Raw genomic sequence first — 26,968 nt, 5'->3', positions numbered from 1 at the left:
GTCTCTCCACCCTGGCCGCTCCCCCTACCCGCCGGTAGGGTGTGGCCACCCTCTCCGGGGGCTCTCCCCGGGAGGCACTCCCGAGAGAGACGAGAGCGAGCATGACCGAGCAGAGCACCGCCCCCCGGGTCGCCGTCGTGACCGGCGCCGCCCGCGGCCTGGGCGCCGCCACCGCCGTCCGACTGGCCGCCGACGGCTACGCGGTCGCCGTCCTGGACCTGGACGAAGCGGCCGGCAAGGAGACCGTCGACCGGATCACCGCCGCCGGCGGCAGGGCGCTCGCCGTCGGCGCCGACGTCTCGGACGCCGAGCAGGTCCAGGCCGCCGTCGACCGGGTGGCCGCCGAGCTCGGCGCCCCCGTCGTCCTGGTGAACAACGCGGGTGTGCTCCGCGACAACCTGCTCTTCAAGATGTCCGAGTCCGACTGGGACACGGTCATCAACGTTCACCTCCGCGGCGCCTTCCTGATGACCCGCGCGGTGCAGAAGCACATGGTCGACGCCGGTTTCGGCCGCATCGTCAACCTGTCCTCGTCCTCGGCCCAGGGCAACCGCGGCCAGGCCAACTACTCGGCCGCCAAGGCCGGTCTCCAGGGCTTCACCAAGACTTTGGCCATCGAGCTGGGCAAGTTCGGCATCACGGCCAACGCGGTCGCCCCGGGCTTCATCGCCACGGACATGACAGCAGCCACCGCGGCCCGGGTCGGCATGGACTTCGAAGACTTCAAGCGGGCCGCAGCCTCTCAGATCCCGGTCCAGCGGGTCGGTCAGCCCGAGGACGTCGCCCACACCATCGCGTTCCTCGCGAGCGAGGGCGCCGGCTTCGTCTCCGGCCAGGTGATCTACGTCGCGGGCGGCCCCCTCGACTGAGCACGGAACCTACACAGGGTTACCACGGAGTGGGAAGCCGGGCGCACCGGCCTCCCACTCCGTTTGCTTTACCGGGGCTTTTGCAGAACCATTCGACGACCACACTGGCTTTCGATCCTGAAATAGCGGAAATCACCCCTCGGACCACCCCTGGTCGGCCCAATTGTCGATTTCCCGGGAAAATGACAATTACCACCGGAATAGCCCTGTCCGGATGGGTAAGGTCACCCCGTGCAATCCAGAAGTACCCCCGTTCCCCTTCCGCGCCAGGGGCCGGAGCGCCGCACCGCCGAGACCGGCCGCCTGGACCGTCCCACCACCCCCGCGCGCCACCTCGCCCCGCTCGGCCCCGACCCCGGCGAGCCCGGCTGGCCGCCGATGAGCCGACGGCAGGCCGCCCTCCTCGCCGTCACCCTGGCCGGCTACCTGCTGGTGCTGGCCGGTGTCCTGCTCAACACCGCGCTGGTCGACCTCGACTGGTCGGTCCGGCTGCTGCGCCCCTACGAGCGGTGGCCCCGACTGGAGCCGCTGCTCGACACCTGGGTGGTCGCCGGGCAGCGCGGGCCGTCGGCGATCGCCGCCTTCGTCTGGCTCGGCTGGCGGGCCCACCGCCTCGGCCGACTGCGCCCGCTGCTGGTCATGGGCATCGCGCTGTTGTTGCTCAACGTCACCGTCGGCGCGGTCAAGATCGTCACCGGCCGGCTCGGCCCGCACTACGCGCAGTACGTCGGCTCGCCCGAGCTCTTCTCCGGCGGCACCATCTTCCCCTCCGGCCACACCGCCAACGCGGTGGTCACCTGGGGCGTGCTCGCCTACCTCGCCGTCCGCTGGCGGCGGACCGGCGCGGTGATCGCCGCCGCCACCGCCTGCTCGATCGGTCTGACCACGGTCTACCTGGGCACCCACTGGGTCACCGACGTCCTGGCCGGCTGGGCCGCCGGACTGCTCGTCCTGCTCTCGCTGCCGCTGCTGGAACCCCTGGTCGCCGCCGCCGAACAGCGGCTCCACCGGCGCTTCGGCCGCCGGCACCTGCTCTGCTGAACCCGGGCCCGCCCGAACCAGGTCCGACGGGTCACCCGCGGTCCTACCCCTCCCAACTGCGCTCGACCACACCGTTGCGCACCGCGAGGTTGAGCCGCCCCTGCCGGTACTCCATGGTCATCAGGTCCCCCGGCTCCAGCACCCGGACCGACGCCCAGCCGTGCCGCCGGGCCAACTCCCGGGCCCGCTCGATCCGCAGCCCCGCATACCCCTCGCCGTCCTGGCCCGCCGCCCCCGAACCGGAGCCCGAACCCGAACCCGCCGCACCGGACCCCGCCCCCACCGCGTCCGAACCCGACATCGCGCCTCCCCCGGCTCGCCTCCTCGGACGTACGCTGGAATCGTAGCCCGACCCACGCGGTCCGGAGGTGAACGGCATGCGCACCACCACCCCGCGCCGGTGGCGCAGCGGCACCGAGCCGGCCACCGCCCGCAGCGACCTCAAGCTCCGCTACCTGCTCTCGCTCACCTTCACCCCCTTGTTCGCGCTGGCCACGGCGGGCTTCGCCGTCTGGGCGGCCGTCTCGCCCGCCTACGGTGCGCCCAGCCGGGGCACCCTCACCGGCTTCGCCGTGGCCTGCGGCCTGCTCACCCTGTTCGCCGCCGTCGATCTCGTGGTTGTCATCCGGCGCCGCCGGACCGAGCTCTGACGCGGTGTCTCCCACGGAGTGGGAAGTCGACCCGGCCGACTTCCCACTCCGTGCCGTCGACTTCCCACACCGTGCCACCCACGATCCCGACCCCAGTGGCCCCGGCAGCCTCAGCGCCCGCCGACCGCCTGCTTCACCAACGTCCGCCCGAAGTCCCACATCAACCCGCTCCCCCGGTGGGCCTCGTCCATGATCTCGGTGAAGGCGTCCACGAACCGGTCCACGTCACGCTCGGTGATGATCAGCGGGGGGATCAGCTTGATCACTTCCAGGTGGTCCCCCGACACCTGGGTCAGGATGCGGTGCCGCTGCAGCAGCGGCACGACCACCATCTGCGCGAACAGCCCCTTGCGCGCCGCCTGGAGCGCGGTCCAACCGGTGCGCAGCTTCAGCGACTTGGGCCGGCCGAACTCGATCCCGATCATCAGCCCGCGCCCGCGCACCTCGGCGAGCAGCTCGTACTGGTCGACCAGCGCGGTCAGCCGTCCACGGAAGTAGTCGCCCACCTTGCGAGCGTTCTCCACCACCTGCTCGTCGCCCATCACCGCCAGGGTCGCCAGCCCGGCCGCCATGGCCTGGGCGTTGGACCCGAAGCTGGCCGAGTGCACCAGCACCCGGTCCATCGAGGAGTACACCTTCTCGAAGATCCAGCCCTTGCCGAGCGTCGCCCCGACCGGCACGTACCCGCCGGACAGCGCCTTGGCGGCGCAGACCAGGTCCGGCAGCACGCCTTCCTCGTGCTGGTAGGCGAAGAACTCGCCGGTGCGGCCGATGCCGGTCTGCACCTCGTCGCAGATCAGCAGCGCCCGGTGCTCGTGGAGCAGCGCCTGGGCGGCCCGCAGCCAGCCGGGCGGCGGCGCCTGGACGCCCTTGCCCTGGATCGGCTCGACGATCAGCCCCGCGACGTCGCCGCGCTTCAACTCCTTGGCCAGCGCGCCGAGATCGCCGAGCGGGACGGCGGTGTCCGGCAGCAGCGGGTCGAAGCCCTTGCGGAAGCCGCTCTCCCCGTTGACGGAGAGCGAGCCGGTGGTCAGCCCGTGGAAGGCGTGGTCGGCGTACAGGATCCGCTTCCGCCCGGTGGCGTACCGGGCGAACTTGAGCGCCGTCTCCACCGCTTCGGTGCCGCTGTTGCCGAAGAACACCCGGTCCAGTCCGGGCGCGTACGACAGCAGCCGCTCGGCCAGCAGCCCGGGCAGCGGTGAGCAGTCGAAGCGGACCAGGTCCGGCAGGTCGAGGTCCATCACCTGTTGGACCGCCGAGCGCACCACCGGGTGGTGGCGGCCGAGCGCGAAGATGCCGAAGCCGGCCAGCATGTCGAGGTACTCGTTGCCCTCGGCGTCGTAGAAGTACTGGCCCCGGGCGCGCTCGTAGTACCTGTCGAAGCCGATGGTGCGCAGCATCCGCGGCAGCTGCGGGTTGAGGTAGCGGCCGTGCAACTCGTAGCGCTCGCCGCCGCGTTCGGCGATCAGCGCGGCGAGGTCGAAGGCGGGGCGATCTGGTTCAGCCGGCATGGCGCGGGTTCGCTCCTCGGGTCGGTAGCAGGTTCTTGGCGAAGACGGCGGTCTGGGCGGCGACCCCGGTCCCGGTCAGCCCCGCCTCCTCCAGGATCTCCCCGCGCGAGGCGTGGCCGAGGAACTCCTGGGGCAGGCCGAGCACCCGCACCGGCACGTCCACGTCGGCGTCGCGCAGCGCCTGGCCGACGGCCGAACCGACGCCTCCGGTACGGCCGTTGTCCTCGACGGTGACCACCAGCCGGTGGGCGGCGGCGAGTTCGGGCAGCACCGGGTCGACCGGCTTGACCCAGCGCGGGTCGACCACGGTCGCGGTGAAGCCCTCGGCGAGCAGCAGCCGGGCCGCGTCCAGGCAGGCGGAGGCGGTGGTGCCGACCGCGACCAGCAGGATCTCCGGCGCCCGCCCGGTGCGCAGCAGCACGTCCACCCCGCCGATCCGCTCGACGGCCGGCACCGCGGGCCCGACGTTCCCCTTCGGGAAGCGGACGACGGTCGGGGCGTCGCCGACCTCGACGGCCTCGCGCAGCTGGGCGCGCAGCTGTTCCGCGTCGCGCGGCGCGGCGAGCCGCAGGCCGGGGACGACCTGGAGGATCGACATGTCCCACATGCCGTTGTGCGAGGCGCCGTCCGGCCCGGTCACCCCGGAGCGGTCGAGCACGAAGGTGACGCCCAGCCGGTGCAGGGCGACGTCCATCAGCACCTGGTCGAAGGCCCGGTTGAGGAAGGTCGCGTAGACCGCGACCACCGGGTGCAGTCCGCCGGTGGCCAGCCCCGCCGCGCTGGTGACGGCGTGCTGCTCGGCGATCCCGACGTCGAAGGTCCGCTCCGGGTAGGCCTTGGCGAACGGGGCCAGGCCCACCGGCTGGAGCATGGCCGCGGTGATCGCCACGAGGTCCGGGCGCTCGGCTCCGAGGGTGAGCAGCTCGTCCCCGAACACCGAGGTCCAGGAGACGCCTCCGCTGGGCGAGATCGGCAGGCAGGTGTACGGGTCGATCGGGTTGACGGCGTGGAAGCGGTCGGCCTCGTCCTGCTCGGCCGGCCGGTAGCCGCGGCCCTTGACGGTCAGGCAGTGCACGATGACCGGTCCGCCGAAGTTGCGGGCCTGGCGCAGCGCCTGTTCGACCGCGCCCAGGTCGTGGCCGTCGATCGGCCCGAGGTATTTGAGGCCGAGGTCCTCGAACATGCCCTGCGGGGCGAAGGCGTCCTTGAACCCCTTCTTGGCGCCGTGCAGCGCGTCGAAGATCGGCTGGCCGACCAGCGGGGTGCGCTGCAGGGCCTCCTTGCCCAGGGCGAGGAACCGCTCGTAGCCCTGGGTGGTGCGCAGGGTGGCCAGGTGGTTGGCGAGGCCGCCGATGGTCCTGGCGTAGGAGCGCTCGTTGTCGTTGACGACGATGACCAGCGGCCGGTCGCGCGCCTCGGCGATGTTGTTGAGCGCCTCCCAGGCGAGGCCGCCGGTGAGGGCGCCGTCGCCGATCACCGCGACGGTGTGCCGGTCGTGCTGGCCGAGCAATCGGGCCGCCTTGGCCAGGCCGTCGGCGTAGGAGAGCGCGGTGGAGGCGTGCGAGTTCTCGACCAGGTCGTGCTCGGACTCGCCCCGCGCGGGGTACCCGGAGAGTCCGCCGCGCATCCGCAGCCGGCTGAAGTCCTGGCGGCCGGTGAGCAGTTTGTGGACGTAGCTCTGGTGGCCGGTGTCGAAGACGATCCGGTCGTACGGCGAGTCGAAGACCCGGTGCAGCGCGATGGTCAGCTCCACCACGCCGAGGTTGGGCCCGAGGTGGCCGCCGGTGCGGGTGACGGCCTCGATCAGGAAGTCGCGGATCTCGTCGGCGAGCAGGGGCAGTTCGACAGCCGGGAGCTTGCGCAGCTCGGCCGGGGACGTGACGCGGGAGAGCAGTGACATGGGTTCACCTCACGACTCGGAGCGGTGCGGTGGTGCCTCCACCCGGCCCGGGCGCGGGCCGGCCTGGCTGCGGGGGCGGAGCCGGCCCCGGGCGCGGGGCCCGGGGCCGGGGTGCCGACCCGGAGGCCGGCTCCCCGCTCAGCGGCCCTTGTTGCCGTTGACGGTCTCGGTGATGGCGCGCAGCGACTGCTGCAGCGAGCCCATCGTCGCGAGGACGGCGGTCGGCTCGTAGCCGCAGTGGGCCATGCAGTTCTCGCAGCGCGGGTCCTTGCCGCGGCCGTACTTGCTCCAGTCGGTCTTCTCGACCAGCTCGCGGTAGGTCGGCACGTAGCCGTCGGCCATCAGGTAGCAGGGCCGCTGCCAGCCGAACAGCGAGTAGTTGGGGATGCCCCAGGGGGTGCACTCGAAGTCGGCCTTGCCCTCCAGGAAGTCCAGGAAGAGCGGGCTGTGGTTGAGGCGCCAGCGCTTGCGGTTGCCGTCGGCGAAGGCCGCGCGGAAGAGCGCCCTGGTCTGCTCGACGCCGAGGAAGTGCTCCTGGTCGGGGGCCTTCTCGTAGGCGTAGGCGGGCGAGATCATCATCTCGTCCACCTTGAGCTCGTCGTTGAGGTAGTCCAGCACCTCGATGACCGTCTGCGGGGTGTCGGTGTTGAAGAAGGTGCTGTTGGTGGTCACCCGGAAGCCGCGCCGCTTGGCCTCCTTGATCGCGGCCACGGCCTCGTCGAAGGTGCCCTCCTTGGCCACCGACTCGTCGTGCCGCTCGCGCATGCCGTCGATGTGCACCGCGAAGGTGAAGTACGGCGAGGGCGTGAACTTGTCCATCTTCTTGCGCATCAGCAGCGCGTTGGTGCAGAGGAACACGTACTTGCGGCGCTCGACCAGCTGCCGGACGATCTCGTCGATCTGCGGGTGCATCAGCGGCTCGCCGCCGGCGATCGAGACCATCGGGGCACCCGACTCCAGGACCGCGCCGACCGCCTGGGCGACGGGCATCCGCTGCTTCAGGACACCCGCCGGGTGCTGGATCTTGCCGCAGCCCTCACAGGCGAGGTTGCAGGCGAAGAGCGGTTCCAGCTCCACGATCAGCGGGAACTTGTCCCGGCGCTTGAGCAGCTTCTGCTGCATGAGGTAGGTGCCGACCCGCACGGTCTGGCGCAACGGCATGGCCATGGCTAGCTCGCCTCCTGGGGGAGCGTCGAGGATGTGGGGTGGTTCAGGTCTACGGAGCCGGGCGCGCGCTCCTGCCGGTACCAGTCGACGAGGGCGGGTACCGTCGCCCGCAGGGTCCGCCAGGCGCGCACCCCGGCCGGGAGGGTGCCGGGCCGCAGCAGCTCGTGCTCGGGCGTGTCCACCACCACCCGCAGGACGGCCGCCGGCAGCACGGGCCGGACCTCGCGCAGCGCGGCCAGGACGGCGGCGGCCTCCATGTCGACGGCGAGCGCGCCCTGGAGGTGCAGCGCCCGCCGTTCGATGCCGCGCACCACGTGGTCGGCGGTGTGGTGCACGCCGGTGTGCACAGTCAGGCCGCGCTCCTTCAGCGCCCGGGTGAGCTCCGCGCCGGAGTCGAGCGGGTACAGGTGGCCCTCGGCGTCGCGCACGCCGTCGGCGGCGACCACGTCGCCGGGCAGGACGCCCGGGCCGAGCGCGGCGCCGAAGCCGGCCACCACCACGGCGCCGTAGCCGCTGGGCGCGGAGCCGAGCAGGCGCCGGACGGCCAGCCCGGCGCGGCGCCGGCCGACCCCGGTGCGCACCAGCACCGGGGACCCTCCGGTCGCACCGCGCCAGTCGCCGCCGCGCAGGGCCCAGACCTCGGGGCCCAGGGCGCAGAGCACCAGCAGGGGCGCGGTGGTCACCGCGCCGTCCCGATCGCCGGGGTTCCGTCGGCCCGGATCGTGCCCGGGGCGCCGTTGAGGTAGCGGCCGAGCGCGGTGACCGGGAAGACCAGCCGGTACAGGTGGTAGTTGATGGAGAAGTCCCACGGGAAGCCGGTGCCGGTGAACTGCGGCTCGTCCCAGGTGCCCTCGGGCAGCTGGGTGCGCACCAGCCACTCCGCGCCGCGCTCCACCGCCGGGTTGGCCCGGTCCTTGGGCCCCTCGCCGGCCGCGAGCAGCGCCATCAGCGCCCACGCGGTCTGCGAGGCGGTGGAGTCGCCGCGCCCGGCCCAGCGCGCCGGGTCGTCGTAGGAGCGCATGTCCTCGCCCCAGCCGCCGTCGGCGTTCTGCCGGTCCTCCAGCCAGCGCACCGCCCGGCGGATCGCCGGGTGCTCGTCGGGGACGCCGGCCGCCACCAGGGCGGGCAGCACCGAGCCGGTGCCGTAGATGTAGTTGGTGCCCCAGCGGCCGAACCAGGAGCCGTCCGCCTCCTGGTTGCGCAGCAGCCACTCGATGCCGCGCCGGGTCCGGGGGTCGCGGGAGCGGCCGGTCTCGGCGAGCATCTCCACCACGTGCGCGGTGACGTCGGCGGACGGCGGGTCGACCACCTCGCCGAAGTCGCAGAACGGCAGCTTGTTGGGCAGCGTGCTGGTGTTGTCCACGTCGAAGGCGCCCCAGGCGCCGTTCTTGGACTGCATGCCGAGGTTCCACAGCACGCCCCGGTCCACCGCGCCGTCGACCTTGGCCGGGTCGGGGTGGGCGACCCGGCGCAGCGCGAGCACCACCTCGGCGGTGTCGTCGATGTCGGGGTAGGTGTCGTTCTCGAACTCGAAGGCCCAGCCGCCGGGGGCGAGCCCGGGCCGCTTCACGGTCCAGTCGCCGGGCTTGCGGATCTCCTCGCCGAGCATCCAGTCGACGGCGGAGACCAGCGCCGGGTGGTCGGCCGGCACCCCGGCGTCGACCAGGGCGATGGTCGCCAGGCAGGTGTCCCAGACCGGGGACTGGCAGGCCTCCAGCCAGCGCTTGCCGTCCTCGGTGTGCACGGTGAAGCGGTCGAAGGAGGAGAGTCCGGCCTTCATCACCGGGTGCTCCAGCTCGTAGCCCTCCAGGTGCAGGGCGATCAGCGAGTAGACGGCGGGGGGCTGGATGCCGCCCCAGCAGCCGTCGGCCTCCTGGCGTTCGACGATCCAGCGGCAGGCCTGCGAGAGGGCCAGTCGGCGCAGCGGGCGGAAGGCCCGGCGGTGGTAGGCGTGCAGCGCCTTGTCGAGGCGTTCGAACAGGCCGTCCCAGGTGGTGGCGGGGGCGAGCGGCCGGTGGGGGTACGGGTCGTTCGGGTCGGTGTGCAGCTCGGTGAGCGGGAAGGGCGCCGGACGGACCGGGCGGTGGGAGGAGACGACCGTCAGCGGGACGATGGTCTGGCGGGCCCAGCAGCCGAAGGCGTAGATGTTCAGCGGCAGCCACCTGGGCAGGAAGATGATCTCGGGCGGCATCTCGGGCAGCCGTTCCCAGGGCCACCAGCCGAACAGGGCGAGCCAGATCCGGGTGAACACCCGGGCGGCCGCGATGCCCCCGGCGGAGCGGACGTAGCGCGCGGCGGCCAGCATGTGCGGGGCTTCCGGGTCGTCCCCGGCCAGTTTGAGGGCGACGTACGCCTCGACGGTGGTGGACAGCTCGGGCGGCCCGCCGTGGAAGGTGGACCAGGTGCCGTCCTCGCGCTGCTGGGAGCGGATCCATTCGGCGGTGGCGCGGGTCTGCTCCTCGGTGCGGATTCCCAGGAACTGGCGGAGCAGTAAGTCCTCGGCGTCCATGGTGACGTTGGTCTCCAGGTCGCCCTTCCACCAGCCCTCGGACGACTGCAGGGAGAGCAGGTGGGTGGTGGCGCGGGCCAGGGCCTCCCGCGCGTCGGCCGGTCCGTGGTCCGTCTCACCGGCCGGCCGCGGCTGGTCGGTGTCCTCGGGCTGCCACCGCCCCGTGCCCAGCAGGGCCGGGGGGCGGTCGCCCACCGCGACCGGCTCGGAATCGTACTCAGGGTCGAGCCGGCCGTCCGCGGTTGCTGTCAACGTAACGTCACCTCTCTCGTACCACCACGAATTCGGCGAGTGCGACGAAGTGCTCCCGCACCTCGTCGGTCATGGGCACCTCGTCCAGGGCGGCGAGGGCAGTCGTGTGCTGGCGGCGGGCCTCCTCCCGGGTCCAGGCGCGGCCGCCGGCCTCCTCGATCAGCGCGGCGCGGGCGGCGAGCTCGGGCTCGCTCTCCTCCCCGCGTCCCTTCGGGTCGGCCAGCTCTTCGGCGAGCCGGCGCGAGGCCGCTCCGCCCTCGGCCAGGGCGGCGGCGACCGGAAGGGACTTCTTGCGCTGGCGCAGGTCCCCCCAGTGCGGCTTGCCGGTGACCTCGGTGGCGCCCCAGATGCCGAGCAGGTCGTCCACCGCCTGGAAGGCGAGGCCCAGGTGGTAGCCGTAGCGCTGGAGCGAGTCGGAGACCTTGTCGTCGGCGCCGGCCAGGACGGCGCCGATCGCCGAGGCGGCGGCCAGCAGTGCCGCCGTCTTGCCGCCCTCCATCTCCAGGCACTCGGCGACCGTGACGCTGTCGCGCTGTTCGAAGGCGACGTCCATCGCCTGGCCGTCGATCAGCCGGCGGGTCGCCGTGGTGAGCAGCCGGACGGCGCGCGCGGCGTCGGTGGCGCTCGCCCCGCCGGTCACGGCGGCGTCGAGCAGCACCTCGGTGCCGAGCGTCGCCAGGGCGTCGCCGACCAGGATCGCCTGGGCCGGCCCGAAGACCGTCCAGGCGGTGGCCCGGTGCCGTCGGGTCTCGTCACCGTCCATCAGATCATCATGGAGGAGGGAGAAGTTGTGCACCAGTTCAACCGCGACCCCACCGGGCACGCCGACCTCGGCCGCCGCGCCGGTGGCCCGGGCGGACAGCAGCGCCAGCGCCGGGCGCACGGCCTTGCCGCCGTCCCCCGTCACCGGGGTGCCGTCCCGGTCGATCCAGCCGAAGTGGTAGGCGGCGACGGTGTCCATGGGTGCGGCCAGTCGGGCGACGGCGGCCCGTAGCGGCGGGGTGCAGAGCGTACGGCTGCGGGCGAGCAGCTCCGGCACCGAGACCGGTTCGGCGTGCGCCGTGCCTCCGACGGCGTAGCCGGTGCGTGACTCCACGTGCGTTCCCTCTTCCTCGTGGTGCCGGGCCGCACGGGGCGGCCGGGCGCTGTCGGTGCGGCTGGTGTCGAATCGAGTGCCGGTGCCGGTGGTTCCAGCGGTGCCGGTACGGCCGGCCGGGCCGCTCCCGGTGGATGCGCCGGTGCGCTCGACGGTACGCCCGTCGGCTCTGGCGGGCTCTCCGGCGGCGGGGCCCGCCGTCACCTGGGCCACCTCCCGTCGCCGCGGTCCACCGGCGTCCGGGCGCCGGCCGCGGCGAGCGCGGCGTCGGCCGCGGCGTGGCCGCTGCGCACGGCGCCCTCCATGGTCGCGGGCCAGCCGGTGGCCGTCCACGAGCCGGCCAGCAGCAGGCCGGGGACCTCGGTGCGGGCCGAGGGGCGCAGCGCCCCGTTGCCCGGCGCCGGGTCGAAGGTCGCGGTGCGCTCCCGGGTGACGAAGAAGTCCAGCACCTCGGCCTGGGCCGCGGCCGGCAGCAGCCGGCCCAGCTCGGGCAGGTAGCGGCCGCGCAGCTCGGCCACCGGCAGGTCGATCTCGTCCTGCGCGGCGGACTGCGACAGCGCCAGGTACTGGGCGCCCGGGTGGGCCCGGCCCGTCGGGGTGGCGGCCAGGCCGGAGTGCGCGGTGCGGTCGAAGACCCACTGCACCGGGGAGCCGAGCGCGGCGAAGAACGGCCGGCGCAGCACCTTGCGGTCGTAGACCACGTGCACGTTGAGGATCGGCGCGGTGCCGAAGCCGGCCAGCCGCTCCTGCCCGGGGACCGCGTTCGGCGGCAGCAGCGCGGCCGCGCTGTCCTGGGCGCCCGCCAGCACGACGGTGTCGGCGGTGAGCAGTTCCCCGCCCTCCAGCCGGACGGCGTGCTGCGGCGCGGCCGGCTTCAGCTCGGCCACCCGGGACCGCAGCAGCACCCGGACGCCGGCCCGCTCCAGTTCGGTGAGCGCCCGGTCGTGGTGGATCACGCCGAGCGGGACGGCGGCGGTGCCGATGTCCGAGGCGCCCGGGTCGGCGAGCAGGCCGGTCTTGAACACCATCCCGGCGAGCGCCAGCGAGACCTGGTCGGCCCGGGCGTTCAGGGTGGCGACGCCGACCAGGTCCCACAGGGCGGCCTGGGTGGCGGCGTTCTGCCCGTTGCGGCGCAGCCAGTCGCCGAAGGAGACCTCGTCCAGGGCCGGGTCCGCGAGGTCCAGGCCCCGCAGGGCTAGTGCGCCGCGGACCACCCGGGCGCGGTCGGCCGGGGACAGGTGCGGGTAGCGGGCCAGGCTGCCGGCCAGGTGCAGCGGGACGGGCAGGCCGGCCCGGCGCAGTCGGCCCAGGGTGCGCACCGGGGCCTCCGGCGGCCCGGTGACGGAGAGCACCGGGATGTCGAGGCGGTCCTGGAGGTGGACCAGCCGGGAGGCGCCGAGGCGCTCCAGCAGGCCGCGGTAGGCGGTGCAACAGCGCAGGTAGACGTGCTGGCCGTTGTCAACGGTGAGCTCGCCGCGCTGGAAGGAGAAGGCCAGGCCGCCGAGCCGGGGCCGCCCCTCCGCGAGGGTGACCCGGTGGCCCGCCTCGGCGAGGCGCAGCGCGGCGGTGATCCCGGCGAGGCCGCCGCCGACCACCACGGCCGCCGGGCGCGCGGCATCGGCTCGCCCGGTCATCGGCCCTCCCCCTCGCAGTCGGTGGACCGCCCGCGGGCGGTCCCTGAAGAAGATCCTCGTTTGTTCAACACGGAACTACCCGCACGTGATTCCCAGCTGACACAGCGTGACAGAACTGTTGCGAGAATCAAGAACGCCCCCCGGCGAGCCCGGAAAGCGCCACGTACGCCTTCTCCCAGCCCGGCAGCGAGACCCGGCCGCGCAGGACCGACTCCGGTTCGGCGGCGATCCGGCCGAGCAGCCGGTGGTAGATCCCGGCCATCGCGGCGGTGCAGGCGCGGCTGCGGCGGTCGAGCATCGGCAGCAGCCGCAGGCCCTCCTCGAAGGCGGCCTGGGCGCGGGCGGCCTCGAAGGCCACCAGGCCGGTGAAGTCCGCGCCGACCGGCGGCTCGGGCAGGGCGAAGCCCTGCTCGCAGCCGAACCGGACCAGGTCCTCGGCGGGCAGGTAGGTGCGGCCGGTCAGGGCGTCCTCGCGCAGGTCGCGCAGGATGTTGGTGAGCTGCAGCGCCAGGCCCAGGGTGTCCGCGTAGCGCGCCCCGAGCTCCGGGTCGTCGCAGCCGTAGACGCCCAGCGAGAGCCGGCCGATCGCGCCGGCCACGCAGCGGCAGTAGACCTTCAGCTCGTCGTACGTCTGGTACTCGGCGCCCTTGAGGTCCATCTCGACGCCGTCGATCAGCTCGTCGAAACCGCCGAGCGGGATCGGGAAGCGCCGGGCCGCGTCGGCCAGGGCGACCTTGATCGGGTCGGTGTCGTCGTCGGCGACCACCCCGGAGCGGACCTCGTCCACCAGCTCCCGGGTGCGCACCAGCGCCTCGGCCTTGCGGTCGTCCGGGAGGTCGCCGTCGCCGATGTCGTCCACCCGGCGGGCCAGGGCGTACAGGGCCGACATGGCCAACCGCTTGGGTTCTGGCAGCAACCGGATGCCGTAGCTGAAGTTGCGCGCCTGCAGTCCGGTGACTGCCTCGCAGTACCGGTACGCCGCCATGACCTGGGCCGACGCCAGTGGTGATGCCGCCACGCGGGCGTTCACCTTCCCTTCGCGAAGATGGCCGCCGCCTTCGCTGCGAGGCGGCGCTTGTCCGGCTTCGCCTGCTGGGCGAGCACGTCGTACCCGGCGTCCTCGACGGCCGCCAGGGCCGCATAGCCGCCTGCGGTGAATCCCGCCAGGAGCAGTCGAAGCCTCCCCCGAACCGTACCTACCAATGGTGCGCCGCGGTCGAGCAGGGTGCGGGCCCGCTCGACCTCGAAGGCGATCAGCTCGCGCACCGCGCCGTCGGCGGAGGGCGCGGCCAGGTCGGCCTCGGTGACGCCGAAGCGGGCCAGGTCCTCCGCGGGCAGGTAGATCCGGCCGTGGGCCAGGTCCTCGGCCACGTCCTGGATGTGCTCGACCACCTGGAGGCCGCTGCAGACGGCGTCGGAGAGTTCGGTCCGCTCGGGGGTGGAGACGCCCGCGATGGCCAGCACGAGGCGACCGACCGGGTCGGCGGAGAGGGTGCAGTAGCCGATCAGGTCGTCGAAGGTGGCGTAGCGGGAGGTGGTCTGGTCCACCCGGTTGGCCTCGATCAGACGGCGGAACGGTTCGGGGGTCAGGCCGTGCCGGTCGACCAGCGGGACGAGCGCGCTCATCAGCGGGTGGCGGGGGCGGTCCGCGCCGGCCGCTCCGGAGCCGCCGGCGGTGCGCAGGGCCGTCTCGAAGACCCGGTCGAGGTCCTGCTCCAGTCCGTCGAGCAGGGCGAGCCGGAAGGCGGTCTCCTGCGGAGCCGGCGGGCCGGACTGGTCCGAAGGGGTGGCGGGGGGCGTCTGCTCGACCCCGAGCAGCCGGGCGGTGGCGGCCGGGTCGGCCAGGTCGCCGTCGCCGGCGTCGTCGACCAGGCGGGCGAAGCCGTACACCGCCATCAGGTCGTCGCGCCAGGCCGCGGGCAGGAAGAACGGGGCGACGGGGAAGTTCTCCGCGCCCGCCTTGTCCAGGGTCTGTCCTGCGGAACCGTTCACCGGCGTATCTCTGGGCTGGGCCGAAGCCGACACTGCTGTCACTCCCCCGTTCTACACCGCTTGGCACGACCGGTCCGACTCGGACACGCGTCCGAGCGCGGGCGTCACGCACGGCACACCGCCCCCGCGACCACCAGGCTGACACGCCCGGGCGCGCCGGAGAAGAGCGCCCCGCCGGGGCAGCGGGCGCTCGCCTCCGCGCCGGGCGGCGGGAAAGGCGCGGGGCCGGCTCCGGAAGCTCCGGAACCGGCCCCGCGGGAGTGTGACGGGGACTACGGTCGCTCGCCGCGCTCGTAGCGGCTCACGACCTCCTCGGTGGGTCCGTCCATGACCAGCTCGCCGGCCTCGATCCATATGGTCCGCTCGCAGACCTCGCGGATCGAGTTGTTGTCGTGGCTGACCAGGAAGACCGTACCGGCGGACTTGCGCAGCTCGTCGATCCGCCGCTTGCTGCGCTGCTGGAAGGCCTGGTCGCCGGTGGCGAGGGCTTCGTCGATCAGCAGCACGTCGTGGGTCTTCGCGGCGGCGATCGAGAAGCGCAGCCGGGCGCCCATGCCGGAGGAGTAGGTGCGCATCGGCAGGGAGATGAAGTCGCCCTTGTCGTTGATGCCGGAGAACTCGACGATGTCCTGGTAGCGGGCCCTCACCTGGGCCGGGGTCATGCCCATGGCCAGGCAGCCGAGGACGACGTTGCGCTCACCGGTGAGCTCGTTCATCAGCGCGGCGTTGACGCCCAGCAGCGAGGGCTGGCCGTTGGTGTAGATGCCGCCCTTCTCGGTCGGCAGCAGGCCGGCGATGGCGGCCAGCATGGTCGACTTGCCGGAGCCGTTGGAGCCGATCAGGCCGATCGCCTCGCCCTTGTACGCGGTGAAGCTGATGCCCTTGACCGCGTGCACCTCGCGCACGCCGGAGGCGCGCTTGCGGCTGATGATGCGGCTCAGCGCCGAGGTGGCGCTGCCCTTGCCGGAGCCGGCGCCGTGCACCTTGTAGACGATGTGCACGTCGTCGACGACGACGGTGGGCTCGCGGGCGACGTCCGCGTCCGTGACGGTGTCGTTGTTGCTCAGGTCGATGTCAGCCACGGCCGTACTCCTCCTCGGCCTTCCAGAAGAAGACGTATCCGACGACGAACATGCCCACGCCCCAGGCCAGGCCGTACGCCCACTGGTGCGGCGGGAGGGTCTGGTGCACCGGCTGGTGCGGGTTGTAGATGACCGGCGCGAAGGCGTGCCGCAGCAGGTCCATGTAGATCGACGCCGGGTTGAGCGACATCAGCGTCTGGATGTAGTGCGGCCAGTGCGTGATCTTGTCCTGGATGCTGAACATCACACCGGACAGGAACATCCAGGCGCGCATCACGAACGGGATCAGCTGGGAGATGTCGCTGGTCCGGGAGCCGAGCCGGGCCATCACCAGGGAGATGCCGGTGTTGAAGAGCGTCTGCAGGAGCAGCGCCGGGATGATCAGCAGCCAGGTCCGGCCCGGGGTGATGCCGGCGGCGAGCACGGTGACGACCAGGACGACCATCGAGATCAGCAGCTGCTGGAGCTGGATCACGGTGAAGGCGATCGGGAGGCTGGCCCGGGGGAAGTGCAGCGCCCGGATCAGCCCGAGGTTGTCGGAGATCGCCCGGGTGCCGGCCTGCACCGCGTTCTGGGTGAACTGGAAGACGAAGACGCCGATGCACAGCCAGGCGATGTAGGTGTTGTCCGGGAAGCCCTGCTTGCTCGCCAGGATCACGCCGAAGACCAGGTAGAACACCGCGCAGTTGAGCAGCGGGGTCACCACCTGCCACAGCTGGCCGAGCTTGGCGTTGGTGTACTGGGCCACCAGGCGGGCGGTGGCGAAGGCCCAGATGAAGTGGCGCCGGGCCCAGAGCTGCTTGGAGTAGGCGAACAGGCCGGGACGGGCGCCGCTCACCGCCAGACCGTACTTGTCCGCAAGCTGCTTGGGGGTCAGGCCCGCGTCCGCCCCCCTGGGGGCCGAGAGGCTGACGGGTTCACTCACTGTCGACACATTCGTCCTTCACGCGGGATCGGTCGGGGCGGCCGGTCGGCGGGGTCCGCCGGTCGTGCGCCGATGGGGATCCACTGGGATCTCGGGGGAGCCGGCCGGTGTGTGGGCACCGGCCGCAGCGATCGATCATCCGATGCGGATGCCATCAGATGTGATCAGATGATCGGAGGTCGGCCCAGCCTGGTCAGTCGCCAGACGGTACGCCACCGCATGGGCCGCCGCGCACCGCAGGGTTCGCGCCAGCCCGCCCGGAACCCGCCCCACCAGGCCTTCAGCGCCTCCGGGGAGGGGCGGCGGGCCAGGGTCAGCAGGAACCAGGTTCCCAGATAGAGAGGCACCAACAGGGCCGGAAGGTTCCGCCTCGCGAGCCAGACCCGGTTGCGGGCCACGTTGTGGAAGTAGCTCGCGTGGCGGGCGGGCGAGGTCGTGGGGTGGTGCAGCACCACGTCCGCCCGGTAGTCGATGGCCCAGCCGGCGTCCAGCGCGCGCCACGCGAGGTCGGTCTCCTCGTGGGCGTAGAAGAACTCGGCGGGCAGCTGCCCGGCCTGCTCGAACACCTTGCAGCGCACCGCGCTCGCGCCGCCCAGGAAGGTCGTCACCCGGGACGAGCGCAGCGGGTCGCTGGCGCGCAGCCGGGGGACGTGCCGGCGCTGGGTGACACCGGTGTCCGGGTCGGCGATCCGGAAGGAGACGATGCCCAGCTCCGGGTCGGCGGTGAAGGCCTCGCGCAGCAGGCGGGCCGAGTCGGTGCGCGGCAGGTTCCCGTCGTCGTCCAGGAAGAGGACGGCGTCGACCTCCGCGCCGTCCCGGCCGAACAGCTCGATGCCGACGTTGCGCCCGCCCGGGATGCCCAGGTTCTCCGGCAGCTCGACGGTGCGCACGCCCTCCGGCAGCGGGGGCAGCTCCACACCCTGGCCGACCACGGCCAGCTCGACCGCCGGGCCCTCCTGGGCGCGGACGGCCTCGATCAGGGCGTTGAGCTCGGCGGGCCGGTTGCCCATGGTGATGATCACGGCGCCGAGGCGGAAGTCCTCCGCCGTGCCCGGCGCGCTCATCGCAGCCTGCTGGAGAGGACGATGCTCAGCAGGTGCAGCACGGTCTGGAGCATCGCGATCGCGGCCAGGACGACCACCGCGAGCCGGGTGAAGAGCAGTCCGCCGTGCACGGCGTCGGCGACGCCGGCGGCCAGGATGAGCAGCGAGGCCTCGACCGCGCCGACCAGGCGGTGGAACTTCAGGAAGGAGGCCGCCCGACGGGCCTTGGCGACAGAGGCCGAACGCGGCACCGAGGCGCTGTCCTCGACGGCCGTCAGGCCGCTGCGGGCGCGGGCCACGTCCACCAGGTCGGTCTCGGACTTGATCAGGATCGCGCCGAGCGCGGCCAGGGTGCCGAGGAAGGCCCACTCCCAGTGCGACCCGGTGCCCTCGCGGTGCAGCAGGTCGGTGGCGCGCAGGCCGAGGCCGGTCAGCAGCGCCGCCTCGGACATGTAGTGGCCGACCCGGTCCAGGTAGACGCCGGTGAGCGAGGTCTGCCGGCGCCAGCGGGCCACCTCGCCGTCCACGCAGTCCAGCAGCAGGTAGACCTGGATCAGCAGGGCGCCCAGGACGGCGCCCGCGATGCCCGGCAGGACCAGCGCGGCACCGGCCAGGATGCCGGTGACCATCATCAGGTACGTCAGACCGTTGGGCGTGATCGCCGTCACGGTGGAGAGCACCCGGGTGATCCGCAGCGAGATCTTCCGCATGTACAGGCGACCGGCCCAGTGCTCGGCACTGCGGCGCTGGAGCATGCCCTCCGGGTGGATCACCGCGCGCAGTTCCCCGATCGAGGGCCTGCGGGTCAGGTCCACCGGGGGCCGTTCGGCGCCCGCGGTGGAGGGGTCAGCTGTTGACGGCTTGGACATAGTCGGCGTACGCGTCCCTGATTGCGGAAGGGGAGAGGTCGAGGTGTTCGAGGATGGTGAAGCGCCCCGGTCGGGTGTTCGGAGCGTAGTGCACCGCTTCGGTGAACTCCGCCTCGGTGAAGCCGATCTGAGCCGCGGTCACCGGCAGTCCGTGGCTCGCCAGGCGCTCCACGATCAGACCGGTCAGCTCGCGCTCGCCCCGCAGGAAGCTGGCGAAGGCGGCGCCGAGGCCGACCTGCTCGCCGTGCTGGGCGGACCGCTTGGGATACAGCACGTCCAGGGCATGCGAGATCTCGTGGCAGGCACCCGACGAGGGCCGGGTGCTGCCCGCGATGTTCATCGCGATGCCGGACAGTACCAGGGCCTCGGCGAGCGCCGTCAGGAGGTCCTGGTCCTGGGTGCTCCCCGGGTGCCGCAGCAGGTTCTCGCCCGCCGAGCGGGCCATCGCCACGGCCAGACCGTCCACCGGCTCGCCGGTCACCGCGTGCGACAGCTCCCAGTCCGCGCACGCGGAGATGTTGGAGACGACGTCGCCCACACCGGCCGCCACGAAGCGCTGCGGGGCCTGCCGGATCACGTCCAGGTCGACCACGATGCCGATCGGGCTGGGCACCCCGTAGGAGCCGCGGCCGGCGTCGTTGTCCAGGGTGGAGACCGGCGAGCAGATGCCGTCGTGGGCCAGGTTGGTGGCGACCGCGACCAGCGGCAGGCCGACCCGGGCCGCGGCGTACTTGGCGGCGTCGATGATCTTGCCGCCGCCGAGGCCGACCATCGCGTCGTAGTGGCCGCCGCGCATCGCCTCGGCCAGCCGCACCGCGCTGTCCAGGCTGCCGTCGTCCACGTTGTACCAGTCGGCGCCGGGCAGGGCCGGCTCCAGGCGGCGGCGCATGGCCGAGCCGGAGCCGTTGCTGATCGCGACCGCGATCCGGCCCGAGGCCGACAGCCGCTGGTCCGCGAGGATGCCGCCGAGCGCGTCCAGCGCGCCCGGGCGGATCTCGACGAACAGCGGCGACGGGACCAGTCGGGTCAGTACCGGCACGCGATCTCCCGCGCCTTCGCCAGGTCGTCGTGGTTGTCGACCTCGACCCAGGAGACCTCGCCGATCGGCTGGACGTCGATCCGCAGGCCGCGGTTCACCATCTCCTGGTAGCCGTCCTCGTAGTACAGCTGCGGGTCGCGCTCGTAGGTGGCGCGCAGCGCGTCGGTCAGGTCGGCGGCGGCGGACGGGTTGATCACCGTGAGGCCGATGTACTCGCCGCTCGCCTCGGCCGGCTCCATCAGCTTGGTGATCCGGCGCATGCCGGTGGCCGGGTCGACGACGACCTTCATCTCCTCGTCGGCGAGCTTCTTCACCGTGTCGAGGGCGAGCAGGATGCCGGGGGCGGCGCCGGCGTCGGTCAGGCGCCGGTTGCCCTCCAGCATGGTGCGCTGGACGGAGGCCGGGTGGACGGTGTCGCCGTTGGCGAGCAGCAGGCCCTCGGCGAACAGGTCGCGGGCGCACCAGAGCGAGTAGGCGTTGTTCCACTCCTCGGCCTTGTCGTTCTCGACGAGGTGGAGCTTGACGCCGTACTTGCTCTCCAGGGCGTCCTTGCGGTCGTACACCGCCTCCTTGCGGTAGCCGACGACGATCGCGGCATCGCGCAGACCGACCTCGGCGAAGTTGCCGAGCGTGAGGTCCAGGACGGTCCGTTCCCCGTCGACCGGCACCAGCGCCTTGGGCAGGGTGTCGGTGTACGGGCGCAGCCGGCGGCCGGCGCCGGCTGCCAGAACGAGGCCGATCATGCGGGTCTCCTGATCCGTCGTGCTGTGCGCGGGGCCGTGCCGGGGGCGGCGGCGCCACCGGGACCCCCGGACCGGTGTTCGACCGGGCCGGGCGGCGGCGCGCCGGTGCCGGCACAGATCCGGGCACCGTGTCGTATGTGATGGTAGGCGACCGGGGCCACCGGCCAGAACGCGCCCGCCCTGCCCAGGGGCGGCGGCGGAGCGGCGGACGGGCGGCCGCCGAGGGCCCGTCGAACGGCCGTCGGGCCGCCCGGGGGCCGCACCGGATCCGCCCGGGCCCCGCCTGCGGGACGGTGCGGGGAGGCCATGAGGAGGCGCCGGGCCGGTCGAACGGGCTCCGAACGCGCGCCGAACGGTTCTGCGAATTCTGTGACTCTTACGAGGGCATCCCGGACCCTTCTCTGGACGGTTTCCGACTCCTCCGGGTCATGATCCGCCCGGTTGTGCGTGGGACCCCTGCCGACCGCCACCCATACGGCAGACTGGATGCCGACGCCGGCGCCGGTGCCCCCGCTGTGTCCGCCGCACTCCGCCCGGTGTGTCGGAGACACCCGATGCTCCCGTTGCTCCCGCTCCCGAAAGAGGCCCCATGCCCCAGAGTCTTCCGACCGATCCCACGCACTTCGCGGCCGAGATCGACACCGGTCTCGACGTGGAGACCGATGTGACGGTCGACCCCCGGGCCACCGGGTCCGCCCCCGTCGGAACCGAGATCCTGCTGGAACTGGTCGACGACGCGGGCGTCACGATCGGCACCGGCGAGAAGCTCTGGGCCCACCAGCAGCCGGGCCGGCTGCACCGGGCCTTCTCGGTCTTCCTGTTCGACCGCCAGGGCCGGCTGCTGCTCCAGCGCCGGGCCCTCGGCAAGTACCACTCCCCCGGCGTCTGGTCGAACACCTGCTGCGGCCACCCGTACCCGGACGAGCCGCCGTTCGTCGCCGCCGCCCGGCGCACCGCCGAGGAGCTGGGTGTCGCACCGGCGCTGCTGTGCGAGGCGGGCACCGTCCGCTACGACCTGCCGGACGAGGCGTCCGGGCTGATCGAGCGGGAGTGGAACCACCTGTTCGTGGGACTGGTCACCGCGCCGGTCGAGCCCGCCCCGGAGGAGGTGGACGACTTCGCCTTCGTGACCGCGCAGGAGCTGCGCGAGCTGCGGGCGGAGCGGCCGTTCTCGGTCTGGTTCGAGACGGTCTTCGAGGCCGCGCTGCCGGGCATCCGGGAGATCGCCGGGCGGGACTGGTAGTCCGCCCGCCCCGGCCGGCGGTCCGGCCGTCCCGACCGGCGGTCCGGAGGTGTCGGCCGTCGGTCCGGCGTCCGGCCCGGCCGGTCAGTGGTCGGGCCCCGGGGGAACGGGCAGCGAGGCCCAGATGACCTTGCCGCCCTCCCCCGTGTCTTCGACGTCGCACACCCCGCCGGCCTGCAGGGTGACGCTCTTCACCAGCAGCAGGCCGCGCCCGCCGGTGCGTCCGGTGTCGTTCTCCAGCGCCTTCGGCCGGTACGGGTCCCCGTCCTCGACCGACACCCGCACCCAGGCCCGGCGCAGCGACAGCTCGGTGACCACCTCGGGCGACAGCTCGGCGGCGTGCGTCACCGCGTTGCTCACCAGCTCCGAGACGATCAGCAGCAGGTCGTCCACCAGCTCCTGGTAGCGCACCCCGGTCATGCCCTGGGCCAGCAGGCGGTCGCGCACCGCGTGCCGGGTGAGCGGCACCGAGGCCTCGGTGGCGGGCACCGGGAAGCGCCACACGCCCTCGGTGGGGCCCGCGGAGGCCGTGGCCCCGACCGGGCCCTCCCCCCGCCTGCCGCGTCTCGGTTCGGCCTTCGCCGCTCCGCTGATCTGCTCCACGTCCAGCCGCCCTTCGTCCGCGACCCGGGAATCAGGCGATCCGCTTCATGGCGCCCTCGGTCCACAGAGGCTAGGAGAGCCGTCGCGGCGGGTGCGGCACCGTCGACAAGTTGCCCGTGTCGGACCGCTTCCGGCCGCAACCGACCGCGGGCGGTGCGGGAGTCGACCGGTTCCTTCGCGGACCCCACCGGTTCGGGCCGGATTCGAGCGCGTTCACAGGCCGTACCAACCTGTGCGGGCGGTGCGCCGCGGCCCCGTGCCCCCGGAGCGGCCCGACCAGGATGTCGGTCGGCGCGGCCCCGAGGAAGCGCAGGTGAGAAGCACTCCAGAACCCTGGTAATGTTCTCTCTGTCGCCGAGGGGGCGAGGAAAAAGCCCCCGAAGCACACACCCAGTCCGGGTGGCGGAATGGCAGACGCGCTAGCTTGAGGTGCTAGTGCCCTTTATCGGGCGTGGGGGTTCAAGTCCCCCCTCGGACACAGCCGAAATTCCCCGTGGAGGCCGAAAGGCTTCCACGGGGAATTTCGTTTTTCGGGCCGCCCCTTTCCCCCGGGCCGGCCCCGGTCGCCGTCCCTGGCCACCGCCCTCCCTGGCGCTGTGGCGTCCGTCTCCTCGCCGGTCCGCATCGGCCCGGACGCCGGACACGAGATGGCAACAATCGGATGGTTTGAGCTTCCTCTGAGGTTTTCGCCCCTTTTTGGACCTTAGGCTGCTCTCCGTTTGTCCGAAATACCGACGCAAAATCGCAAAAACACCGACACCACCCGATGAACCACGAGCGAGAGGACCGATACGTTGAGTGAGCCCGAATCGTCGACGGCATCACACCAGAACTACCGCCGATCGCTCGGAACGATCAGCCTGACCGCGGTCGGGCTGGGGTCGATCATCGGCTCCGGGTGGCTGTTCGGTGCCGAGCGGGCCGCCAAGCTCGCCGGACCCGCCTCGATCCTCGCCTGGGTGATCGGTGCCGCGGTGGCGCTGACCATCGCGCTCACCTACAGCGAGCTGGGCTCGATGTTCCCCAAGGCCGGCGGCATGGTCCGGTACGGCCAGTACTCGCACGGCTCGCTGGCCGGCTACCTGGCGGCCTGGGCCAACTGGATCGCCATCGTCTCGGTCATCCCGGGTGAGGCCACCGCCTCCGTGCAGTACATGAGCTCCTGGCACTTCGGCTGGGCGCAGGGGTTGTACGACGGCAAGGAGCTGACCCTCAGCGGCGTGGCGCTGGCCAGCGTGCTGCTGCTCGTCTACTTCGCCCTCAACTGGTTCGCGATCACGCTGTTCGCCAAGACCAACACCGCGATCACCGTCTTCAAGGTCGTCGTCCCGACGGTGACCGCCGGTGCGCTGCTCTTCGCGCACTTCGACTCGGCGCACTTCACCGACCACGGCGGGTTCGCGCCGAACGGCTGGAGCTCGGTGTTCACCGCCGTCGCGGTCTCCGGCATCGTCTGGGCCTTCAACGGCTTCCAGTCCCCGCTGAACCTGGCCGGCGAGGCCAAGAACCCCGGCAAGTCGCTGCCGAAGGCCGTCATCGGCTCGATCCTGATCGCCCTGGTGATCTACGTCGCGCTCCAGATCGCCTTCCTCGGCGCCATCCCGGGCGGCGACCTGGCGAACGGCTGGAGCAACCTCTCCTACACCTCGCCGCTGGCCGACCTGGCCATCGCCTGGGGCCTCAACTGGCTCGCGATCACGCTCTACGCGGACGCCTTCATCTCCCCCTCCGGCACCGGCATGATCTACGCCGCCACCACCTCGCGCATGATCCACGGCGTGCAGGAGAACGGCCACCTGCCGAAGATCTTCGGCAGGGTCGACGCCAAGACCGGCATCCCGCGCCCGGCGCTGGTGCTCAACCTGGTGGTCGCGTTCATGTTCCTCGCGGTCTTCCGCGGCTGGGGCTCGCTGGCCGAGATCGTCTCGGTGGCCACCGTGATCTCGTACATCACCGGCCCGGTCGCCGTGATGGCGCTGCGCCGCCTGGCCCCCGAACTGCCGCGGCCGGTCCGGCTGCGCGCCATGCCGGTGATCGCCCCGATCGCGATGATCTTCGGCTCGCTGGTGCTCTACTGGGCCCGCTGGCCGCTCACCGGCAAGGTCATCCTGCTGATGGCCGCCGGCCTGCCGATCTGGGCCTGGTACGAGCTGCGCAAGCCGTTCGCCGTGCTGAAGCCGCACCTGAAGGCGGGCGCCTGGATGGTCGCGTACCTGTTCGTGATGGCCGGCGTCTCCTGGGCGGGCAGCGCCGACTTCGGCGGGCACGGCTACCTGCCGGAGGGCTGGGACCTGCTGATCGTCGCCGCGATCGGGCTGGCGTTCTACTACTGGGGCGTCGCCAGCGCCTGGGCCAACCCCTCGCTGGCCGCGGTCCGCGAGGAGATGCTGGAGGCCGAGGGCGCCGAGGCGGCGGAGCCGTCCCGGGTTTGATCCTCGTCACACGGTGAAGGGCCGGTCGGATTCCTCCGACCGGCCCTTCGGCGTCTCTCGCGGGAGTGTGCGTTCCGTCGCCGCGTGCGTGGAGCGCTTCGTTGGCGCGTGCGCGGTGCGCTTCGTTCCCGGTGTGCGTGGAGCGCTTCGTTCCCGGTGTGCATCCATTCTGCCGTGGGCGGCACCCCCGGGTCACCGTCTTCGGGGATGATCTTCGTCGCGTTCTCCGCGCCTAGCGTGGTGGCGGGCGGTCCTCGGCAGGAGGGCCCGGCTACAGGGAGCGTCGTCGACGTGACGGAAGCACAGCGGTACGGTCAGGATCCGGTCCTCGCGCGGGAGCTGGTCGCGATGATGGCCGAGGACGGCGCGGCCGCCCGGCTGGCGAACAGCCCCGACCTGGCCGAGCAGGCGGCCTGGCGGCGGCTGACCGCCCGGCACGGGGACCGGCTCGCGGAGATCATGGCGGCGCACGGCTGGCCGACCGAGCGCGCCGTCGGCCCCGAGGCCGCCCGGGCGGCGTGGCTGGTGGCGCAGCACGCGGACCGGCAGCTCGACGTCCAGCGGCGGGCGGCGGCACTGATGGGCGAGGCCGTCGCCCGGGGTGAGGCGGGCGCCCGCGACCTGGCCTTCCTCCAGGACCGGCTGGCGGTCAACGAGGGCCGGGAGCAGCGCTACGGGACGCAGATCGGCGCGGTGGCGGACGGCCGCCCTGTGCCGTGGCCGTGCGAGGAGCCGGAGCGGCTGGACGAGCGGCGCGCGGAGGTGGGCATCGAGCCGTTCGACGAGTACACCGCGCGGTTCGCTCCGAAGTAACCGTCAGGTCCGCCGGTCGGGATTGACTCTTGCGCGCGGCCGCCCGGGCCGCATTGACTGACCTTCGGCTAGCGCTGCTAGTTGAAGGGCGGACGAGAGGACGATCGGTGCGGCAGTACGCGGAGTACAGCGACCAGTACATCGACGGCGAGTGGCGGCCCTCCGGGGACGCCGGGTCGATCACCGTACTGAACCCGGCGACCGAACAGGTGCTGGCCACCGTGCCGGCCGGCGGCACGACCGACGTCGACACGGCGGTGACGGCGGCCCGCCGGGCGGCCCGCGCCTGGGGCACGACCACCCCCGAGGAGCGGCTGGCGCTGCTGACCCGGCTGCGGGACGGGATCGCCGCCGCGCAGCACGAGATCACCGAGACGGTCGTCGCCGAGCTGGGCTCCCCGGTCGGCTTCGCCGGCGCCGTGCACGCCGGGCTGCCGCTCGCCGTGGCGACCTCCTACCTGACCCTCCTTGCCGAGCACCCCTTCGAGGAGCGGATCGGCAACTCGGTGGTGCACGCCGAGCCGGCCGGGGTGGTCGCGGCGATCACGCCGTGGAACTACCCGCTGCACCAGATCGTCGCCAAGACCGTCCCGGCCCTGGCGGCCGGCTGCCCGGTGGTCCTCAAGCCGGCCGAGGACACCCCGCTGGTGGCCCGGCTGTTCGCCCGGCTGGTGCACGCGGCCGGGTTCCCGGCGGGCGTCTTCAACCTGGTGACCGGCACCGGGGCGGTGGCGGGCGCGGCGCTCGTCGGGCACCGGGACGTGGACCTGGTCTCGTTCACCGGTTCCACCGCCGTCGGCCGGCAGGTCGCCGAGACGGCCGGCCGGGGGCTGAAGCGGGTCTCCCTGGAGCTGGGCGGCAAGTCGGCCAACGTGGTGCTGCCCGGCGCCGACCTGGCCCGGGCGGTCAAGGCGAACGTCGCCAACGTCTTCGCCAACTCGGGCCAGACCTGCAACGCGCTGACCCGCCTGCTGGTGCACGAGGACCAGTACGAGGAGGCGGTCGCCCGGGCCGAGGAGGTCGCCGCCCAGTACCGGCCGGGCGACCCGACCGACCCGCAGACCCGGATCGGCCCGCTGGTCAACGCCAGGCAGCTGGCCCAGGTGCGCGGCTACATCGACGGCGCGCTGGCCGAGGGCGCCCGGCTGGTCGTCGGCGGCTCCGAGCCGGTCACCGAACCCGCCACCGGCTACTACGTCCGCCCGACCGTGCTCGCCGACGTGACCCCGGAGATGACGGTGGCCCAGGAGGAGGTCTTCGGCCCGGTCCTGGCGATCCTCCGCTACCGCGACGAGGACCACGCCGCCGAACTCGCCAACGGCACCCCGTACGGTCTGGCCGGCGGCGTCTGGGCCCGCGACACCGACACCGCCGCCGCCTTCGCCCGCCGCCTCGACACCGGCCAGGTGGACCTCAACGGCGGCCGCTTCAACCCGCTCGCGCCCTTCGGCGGCTACAAGAGCTCCGGCCTCGGCCGGGAGCTGGGCCGGCACGGGCTGGAGGAGTTCCTGCAGTACAAGTCCCTGCAGTACTAGCGGACCCGGTGCACGGGGCG

At 72.8% G+C, this 26,968-nt stretch carries 24 protein-coding genes and 1 tRNA gene; 8 read left to right on the top strand and 17 right to left on the bottom strand.

Translation table 11 applies throughout. From position 1 onward, the window contains the following. Positions 1-101 precede the first annotated feature (101 nt). The gene (gene fabG, locus ACFY4B_RS20615; protein WP_049649491.1) at positions 102-869 is read left to right on the top strand and encodes a 3-oxoacyl-ACP reductase FabG; all 768 of its coding nucleotides are present in this window, start codon (positions 102-104) and stop codon (positions 867-869) included. 231 nt (positions 870-1,100) lie between these two features. Then, positions 1,101-1,910: a phosphatase PAP2 family protein gene (locus tag ACFY4B_RS20610; protein ID WP_380777726.1), complete on the top strand. Its 810-nt coding sequence runs from the start codon at positions 1,101-1,103 to the stop codon at positions 1,908-1,910. Positions 1,911-1,953: 43 nt separating this feature from the next. Here ACFY4B_RS20610 and ACFY4B_RS20605 read toward each other — a convergent pair whose 3' ends face one another. Beyond that, positions 1,954-2,211, bottom strand: a complete 258-nt coding sequence (locus tag ACFY4B_RS20605; protein ID WP_117492538.1) for an I78 family peptidase inhibitor — start codon at positions 2,209-2,211, stop codon at positions 1,954-1,956. Positions 2,212-2,287: 76 nt separating this feature from the next. Here ACFY4B_RS20605 and ACFY4B_RS20600 point away from each other — a divergent pair, with 76 nt between their 5' ends. Further along, positions 2,288-2,560 (top strand): DUF6343 family protein, encoded by a 273-nt coding sequence (locus tag ACFY4B_RS20600; RefSeq protein ID WP_375876302.1) that lies wholly within the window; start codon positions 2,288-2,290, stop codon positions 2,558-2,560. 110 nt (positions 2,561-2,670) lie between these two features. On the opposite strand, the gene ACFY4B_RS20595 is transcribed toward ACFY4B_RS20600, so the two are convergent. From ACFY4B_RS20595 to ACFY4B_RS20525, 15 genes are all read right to left on the bottom strand, one after another. Continuing rightward, on the bottom strand, positions 2,671-4,071 hold the full coding sequence (locus tag ACFY4B_RS20595) for an aspartate aminotransferase family protein (protein ID WP_387969675.1): 1,401 nt from the start codon (positions 4,069-4,071) through the stop codon (positions 2,671-2,673). Beyond that, positions 4,061-5,971, bottom strand: coding sequence for a 1-deoxy-D-xylulose-5-phosphate synthase (dxs, locus tag ACFY4B_RS20590; protein WP_387969672.1), 1,911 nt, complete (start codon positions 5,969-5,971; stop codon positions 4,061-4,063). Before dxs ends, ACFY4B_RS20595 begins: the two co-directional genes overlap by 11 nt. A gap of 138 nt (positions 5,972-6,109) precedes the next feature. Then, entirely contained in the window at positions 6,110-7,138 is a 1,029-nt protein-coding gene (gene hpnH, locus ACFY4B_RS20585; RefSeq protein ID WP_049649487.1) for an adenosyl-hopene transferase HpnH, read from the bottom strand. A gap of 2 nt (positions 7,139-7,140) precedes the next feature. Beyond that, on the bottom strand, positions 7,141-7,821 hold the full coding sequence (locus ACFY4B_RS20580) for a hypothetical protein (protein ID WP_074004365.1): 681 nt from the start codon (positions 7,819-7,821) through the stop codon (positions 7,141-7,143). Then, on the bottom strand, positions 7,818-9,842 hold the full coding sequence (shc, locus tag ACFY4B_RS20575) for a squalene--hopene cyclase (RefSeq protein ID WP_049659813.1): 2,025 nt from the start codon (positions 9,840-9,842) through the stop codon (positions 7,818-7,820). Before shc ends, ACFY4B_RS20580 begins: the two co-directional genes overlap by 4 nt. Positions 9,843-9,906: 64 nt before the next feature. Beyond that, a complete protein-coding gene (locus tag ACFY4B_RS20570; protein WP_387969669.1) occupies positions 9,907-10,995 on the bottom strand; it encodes a polyprenyl synthetase family protein in 1,089 nt (362 codons plus the stop codon). 200 nt (positions 10,996-11,195) lie between these two features. Then, entirely contained in the window at positions 11,196-12,629 is a 1,434-nt protein-coding gene (gene hpnE, locus ACFY4B_RS20565; protein ID WP_387969667.1) for a hydroxysqualene dehydroxylase HpnE, read from the bottom strand. 127 nt (positions 12,630-12,756) lie between these two features. Next, positions 12,757-13,614 carry a presqualene diphosphate synthase HpnD gene (gene hpnD / locus ACFY4B_RS20560; protein ID WP_375876312.1) on the bottom strand — a complete coding sequence of 286 codons (858 nt, stop codon included), beginning with the start codon at positions 13,612-13,614 and terminating at the stop codon, positions 12,757-12,759. Between the two features lie 41 nt (positions 13,615-13,655). Then, positions 13,656-14,621: a squalene synthase HpnC gene (gene hpnC, locus ACFY4B_RS20555; RefSeq protein WP_117492544.1), complete on the bottom strand. Its 966-nt coding sequence runs from the start codon at positions 14,619-14,621 to the stop codon at positions 13,656-13,658. A gap of 272 nt (positions 14,622-14,893) precedes the next feature. Then, a complete protein-coding gene (locus tag ACFY4B_RS20550) occupies positions 14,894-15,703 on the bottom strand; it encodes an ABC transporter ATP-binding protein (protein ID WP_234348229.1) in 810 nt (269 codons plus the stop codon). Beyond that, positions 15,696-16,637 (bottom strand): ABC transporter permease, encoded by a 942-nt coding sequence (locus ACFY4B_RS20545; protein WP_049649806.1) that lies wholly within the window; start codon positions 16,635-16,637, stop codon positions 15,696-15,698. Before ACFY4B_RS20545 ends, ACFY4B_RS20550 begins: the two co-directional genes overlap by 8 nt. A 155-nt stretch (positions 16,638-16,792) precedes the next feature. Further along, positions 16,793-17,692, bottom strand: a complete 900-nt coding sequence (locus ACFY4B_RS20540) for a glycosyltransferase family 2 protein (RefSeq protein ID WP_049649807.1) — start codon at positions 17,690-17,692, stop codon at positions 16,793-16,795. Further along, positions 17,689-18,426: a CDP-alcohol phosphatidyltransferase family protein gene (locus ACFY4B_RS20535; RefSeq protein WP_049649827.1), complete on the bottom strand. Its 738-nt coding sequence runs from the start codon at positions 18,424-18,426 to the stop codon at positions 17,689-17,691. Before ACFY4B_RS20535 ends, ACFY4B_RS20540 begins: the two co-directional genes overlap by 4 nt. A 91-nt stretch (positions 18,427-18,517) precedes the next feature. After that, entirely contained in the window at positions 18,518-19,579 is a 1,062-nt protein-coding gene (locus ACFY4B_RS20530) for an iron-containing alcohol dehydrogenase family protein (RefSeq protein WP_049649808.1), read from the bottom strand. Then, positions 19,567-20,322 (bottom strand): sugar phosphate nucleotidyltransferase, encoded by a 756-nt coding sequence (locus ACFY4B_RS20525; protein WP_049649809.1) that lies wholly within the window; start codon positions 20,320-20,322, stop codon positions 19,567-19,569. Before ACFY4B_RS20525 ends, ACFY4B_RS20530 begins: the two co-directional genes overlap by 13 nt. 589 nt (positions 20,323-20,911) lie before the next feature. Here ACFY4B_RS20525 and idi point away from each other — a divergent pair. Beyond that, positions 20,912-21,565 (top strand): isopentenyl-diphosphate Delta-isomerase, encoded by a 654-nt coding sequence (gene idi, locus ACFY4B_RS20520; protein ID WP_079272473.1) that lies wholly within the window; start codon positions 20,912-20,914, stop codon positions 21,563-21,565. 84 nt (positions 21,566-21,649) lie between these two features. Here the strand turns inward: idi and ACFY4B_RS20515 are convergent, their stop codons facing one another. Continuing rightward, entirely contained in the window at positions 21,650-22,168 is a 519-nt protein-coding gene (locus tag ACFY4B_RS20515; RefSeq protein ID WP_369808266.1) for an ATP-binding protein, read from the bottom strand. Between the two features lie 393 nt (positions 22,169-22,561). Here ACFY4B_RS20515 and ACFY4B_RS20510 point away from each other — a divergent pair. The 4 genes from ACFY4B_RS20510 (at position 22,562) to ACFY4B_RS20495 (ending at position 26,948) form a co-directional block, all read left to right on the top strand. Further along, positions 22,562-22,646 (top strand) — tRNA-Leu (locus ACFY4B_RS20510). Positions 22,647-22,962: 316 nt separating this feature from the next. Next, the gene (locus ACFY4B_RS20505) at positions 22,963-24,600 is read left to right on the top strand and encodes an APC family permease (protein WP_074004361.1); all 1,638 of its coding nucleotides are present in this window, start codon (positions 22,963-22,965) and stop codon (positions 24,598-24,600) included. Between the two features lie 348 nt (positions 24,601-24,948). Next, positions 24,949-25,413: a DUF6624 domain-containing protein gene (locus tag ACFY4B_RS20500; RefSeq protein ID WP_074004455.1), complete on the top strand. Its 465-nt coding sequence runs from the start codon at positions 24,949-24,951 to the stop codon at positions 25,411-25,413. Between the two features lie 107 nt (positions 25,414-25,520). Next, the gene (locus tag ACFY4B_RS20495) at positions 25,521-26,948 is read left to right on the top strand and encodes an aldehyde dehydrogenase family protein (protein ID WP_387969662.1); all 1,428 of its coding nucleotides are present in this window, start codon (positions 25,521-25,523) and stop codon (positions 26,946-26,948) included. The last annotated feature ends 20 nt before the right edge of the window (positions 26,949-26,968 follow it).

The sequence above is a fragment of the Kitasatospora sp. NPDC001261 genome, from assembly GCF_042896795.1.
Taxonomy (GTDB): Bacteria; Actinomycetota; Actinomycetes; order Streptomycetales; family Streptomycetaceae; genus Kitasatospora.
Note: the sequence above shows the minus strand (reverse complement) of the source record. Positions and strands in the feature narration are given on the sequence as shown.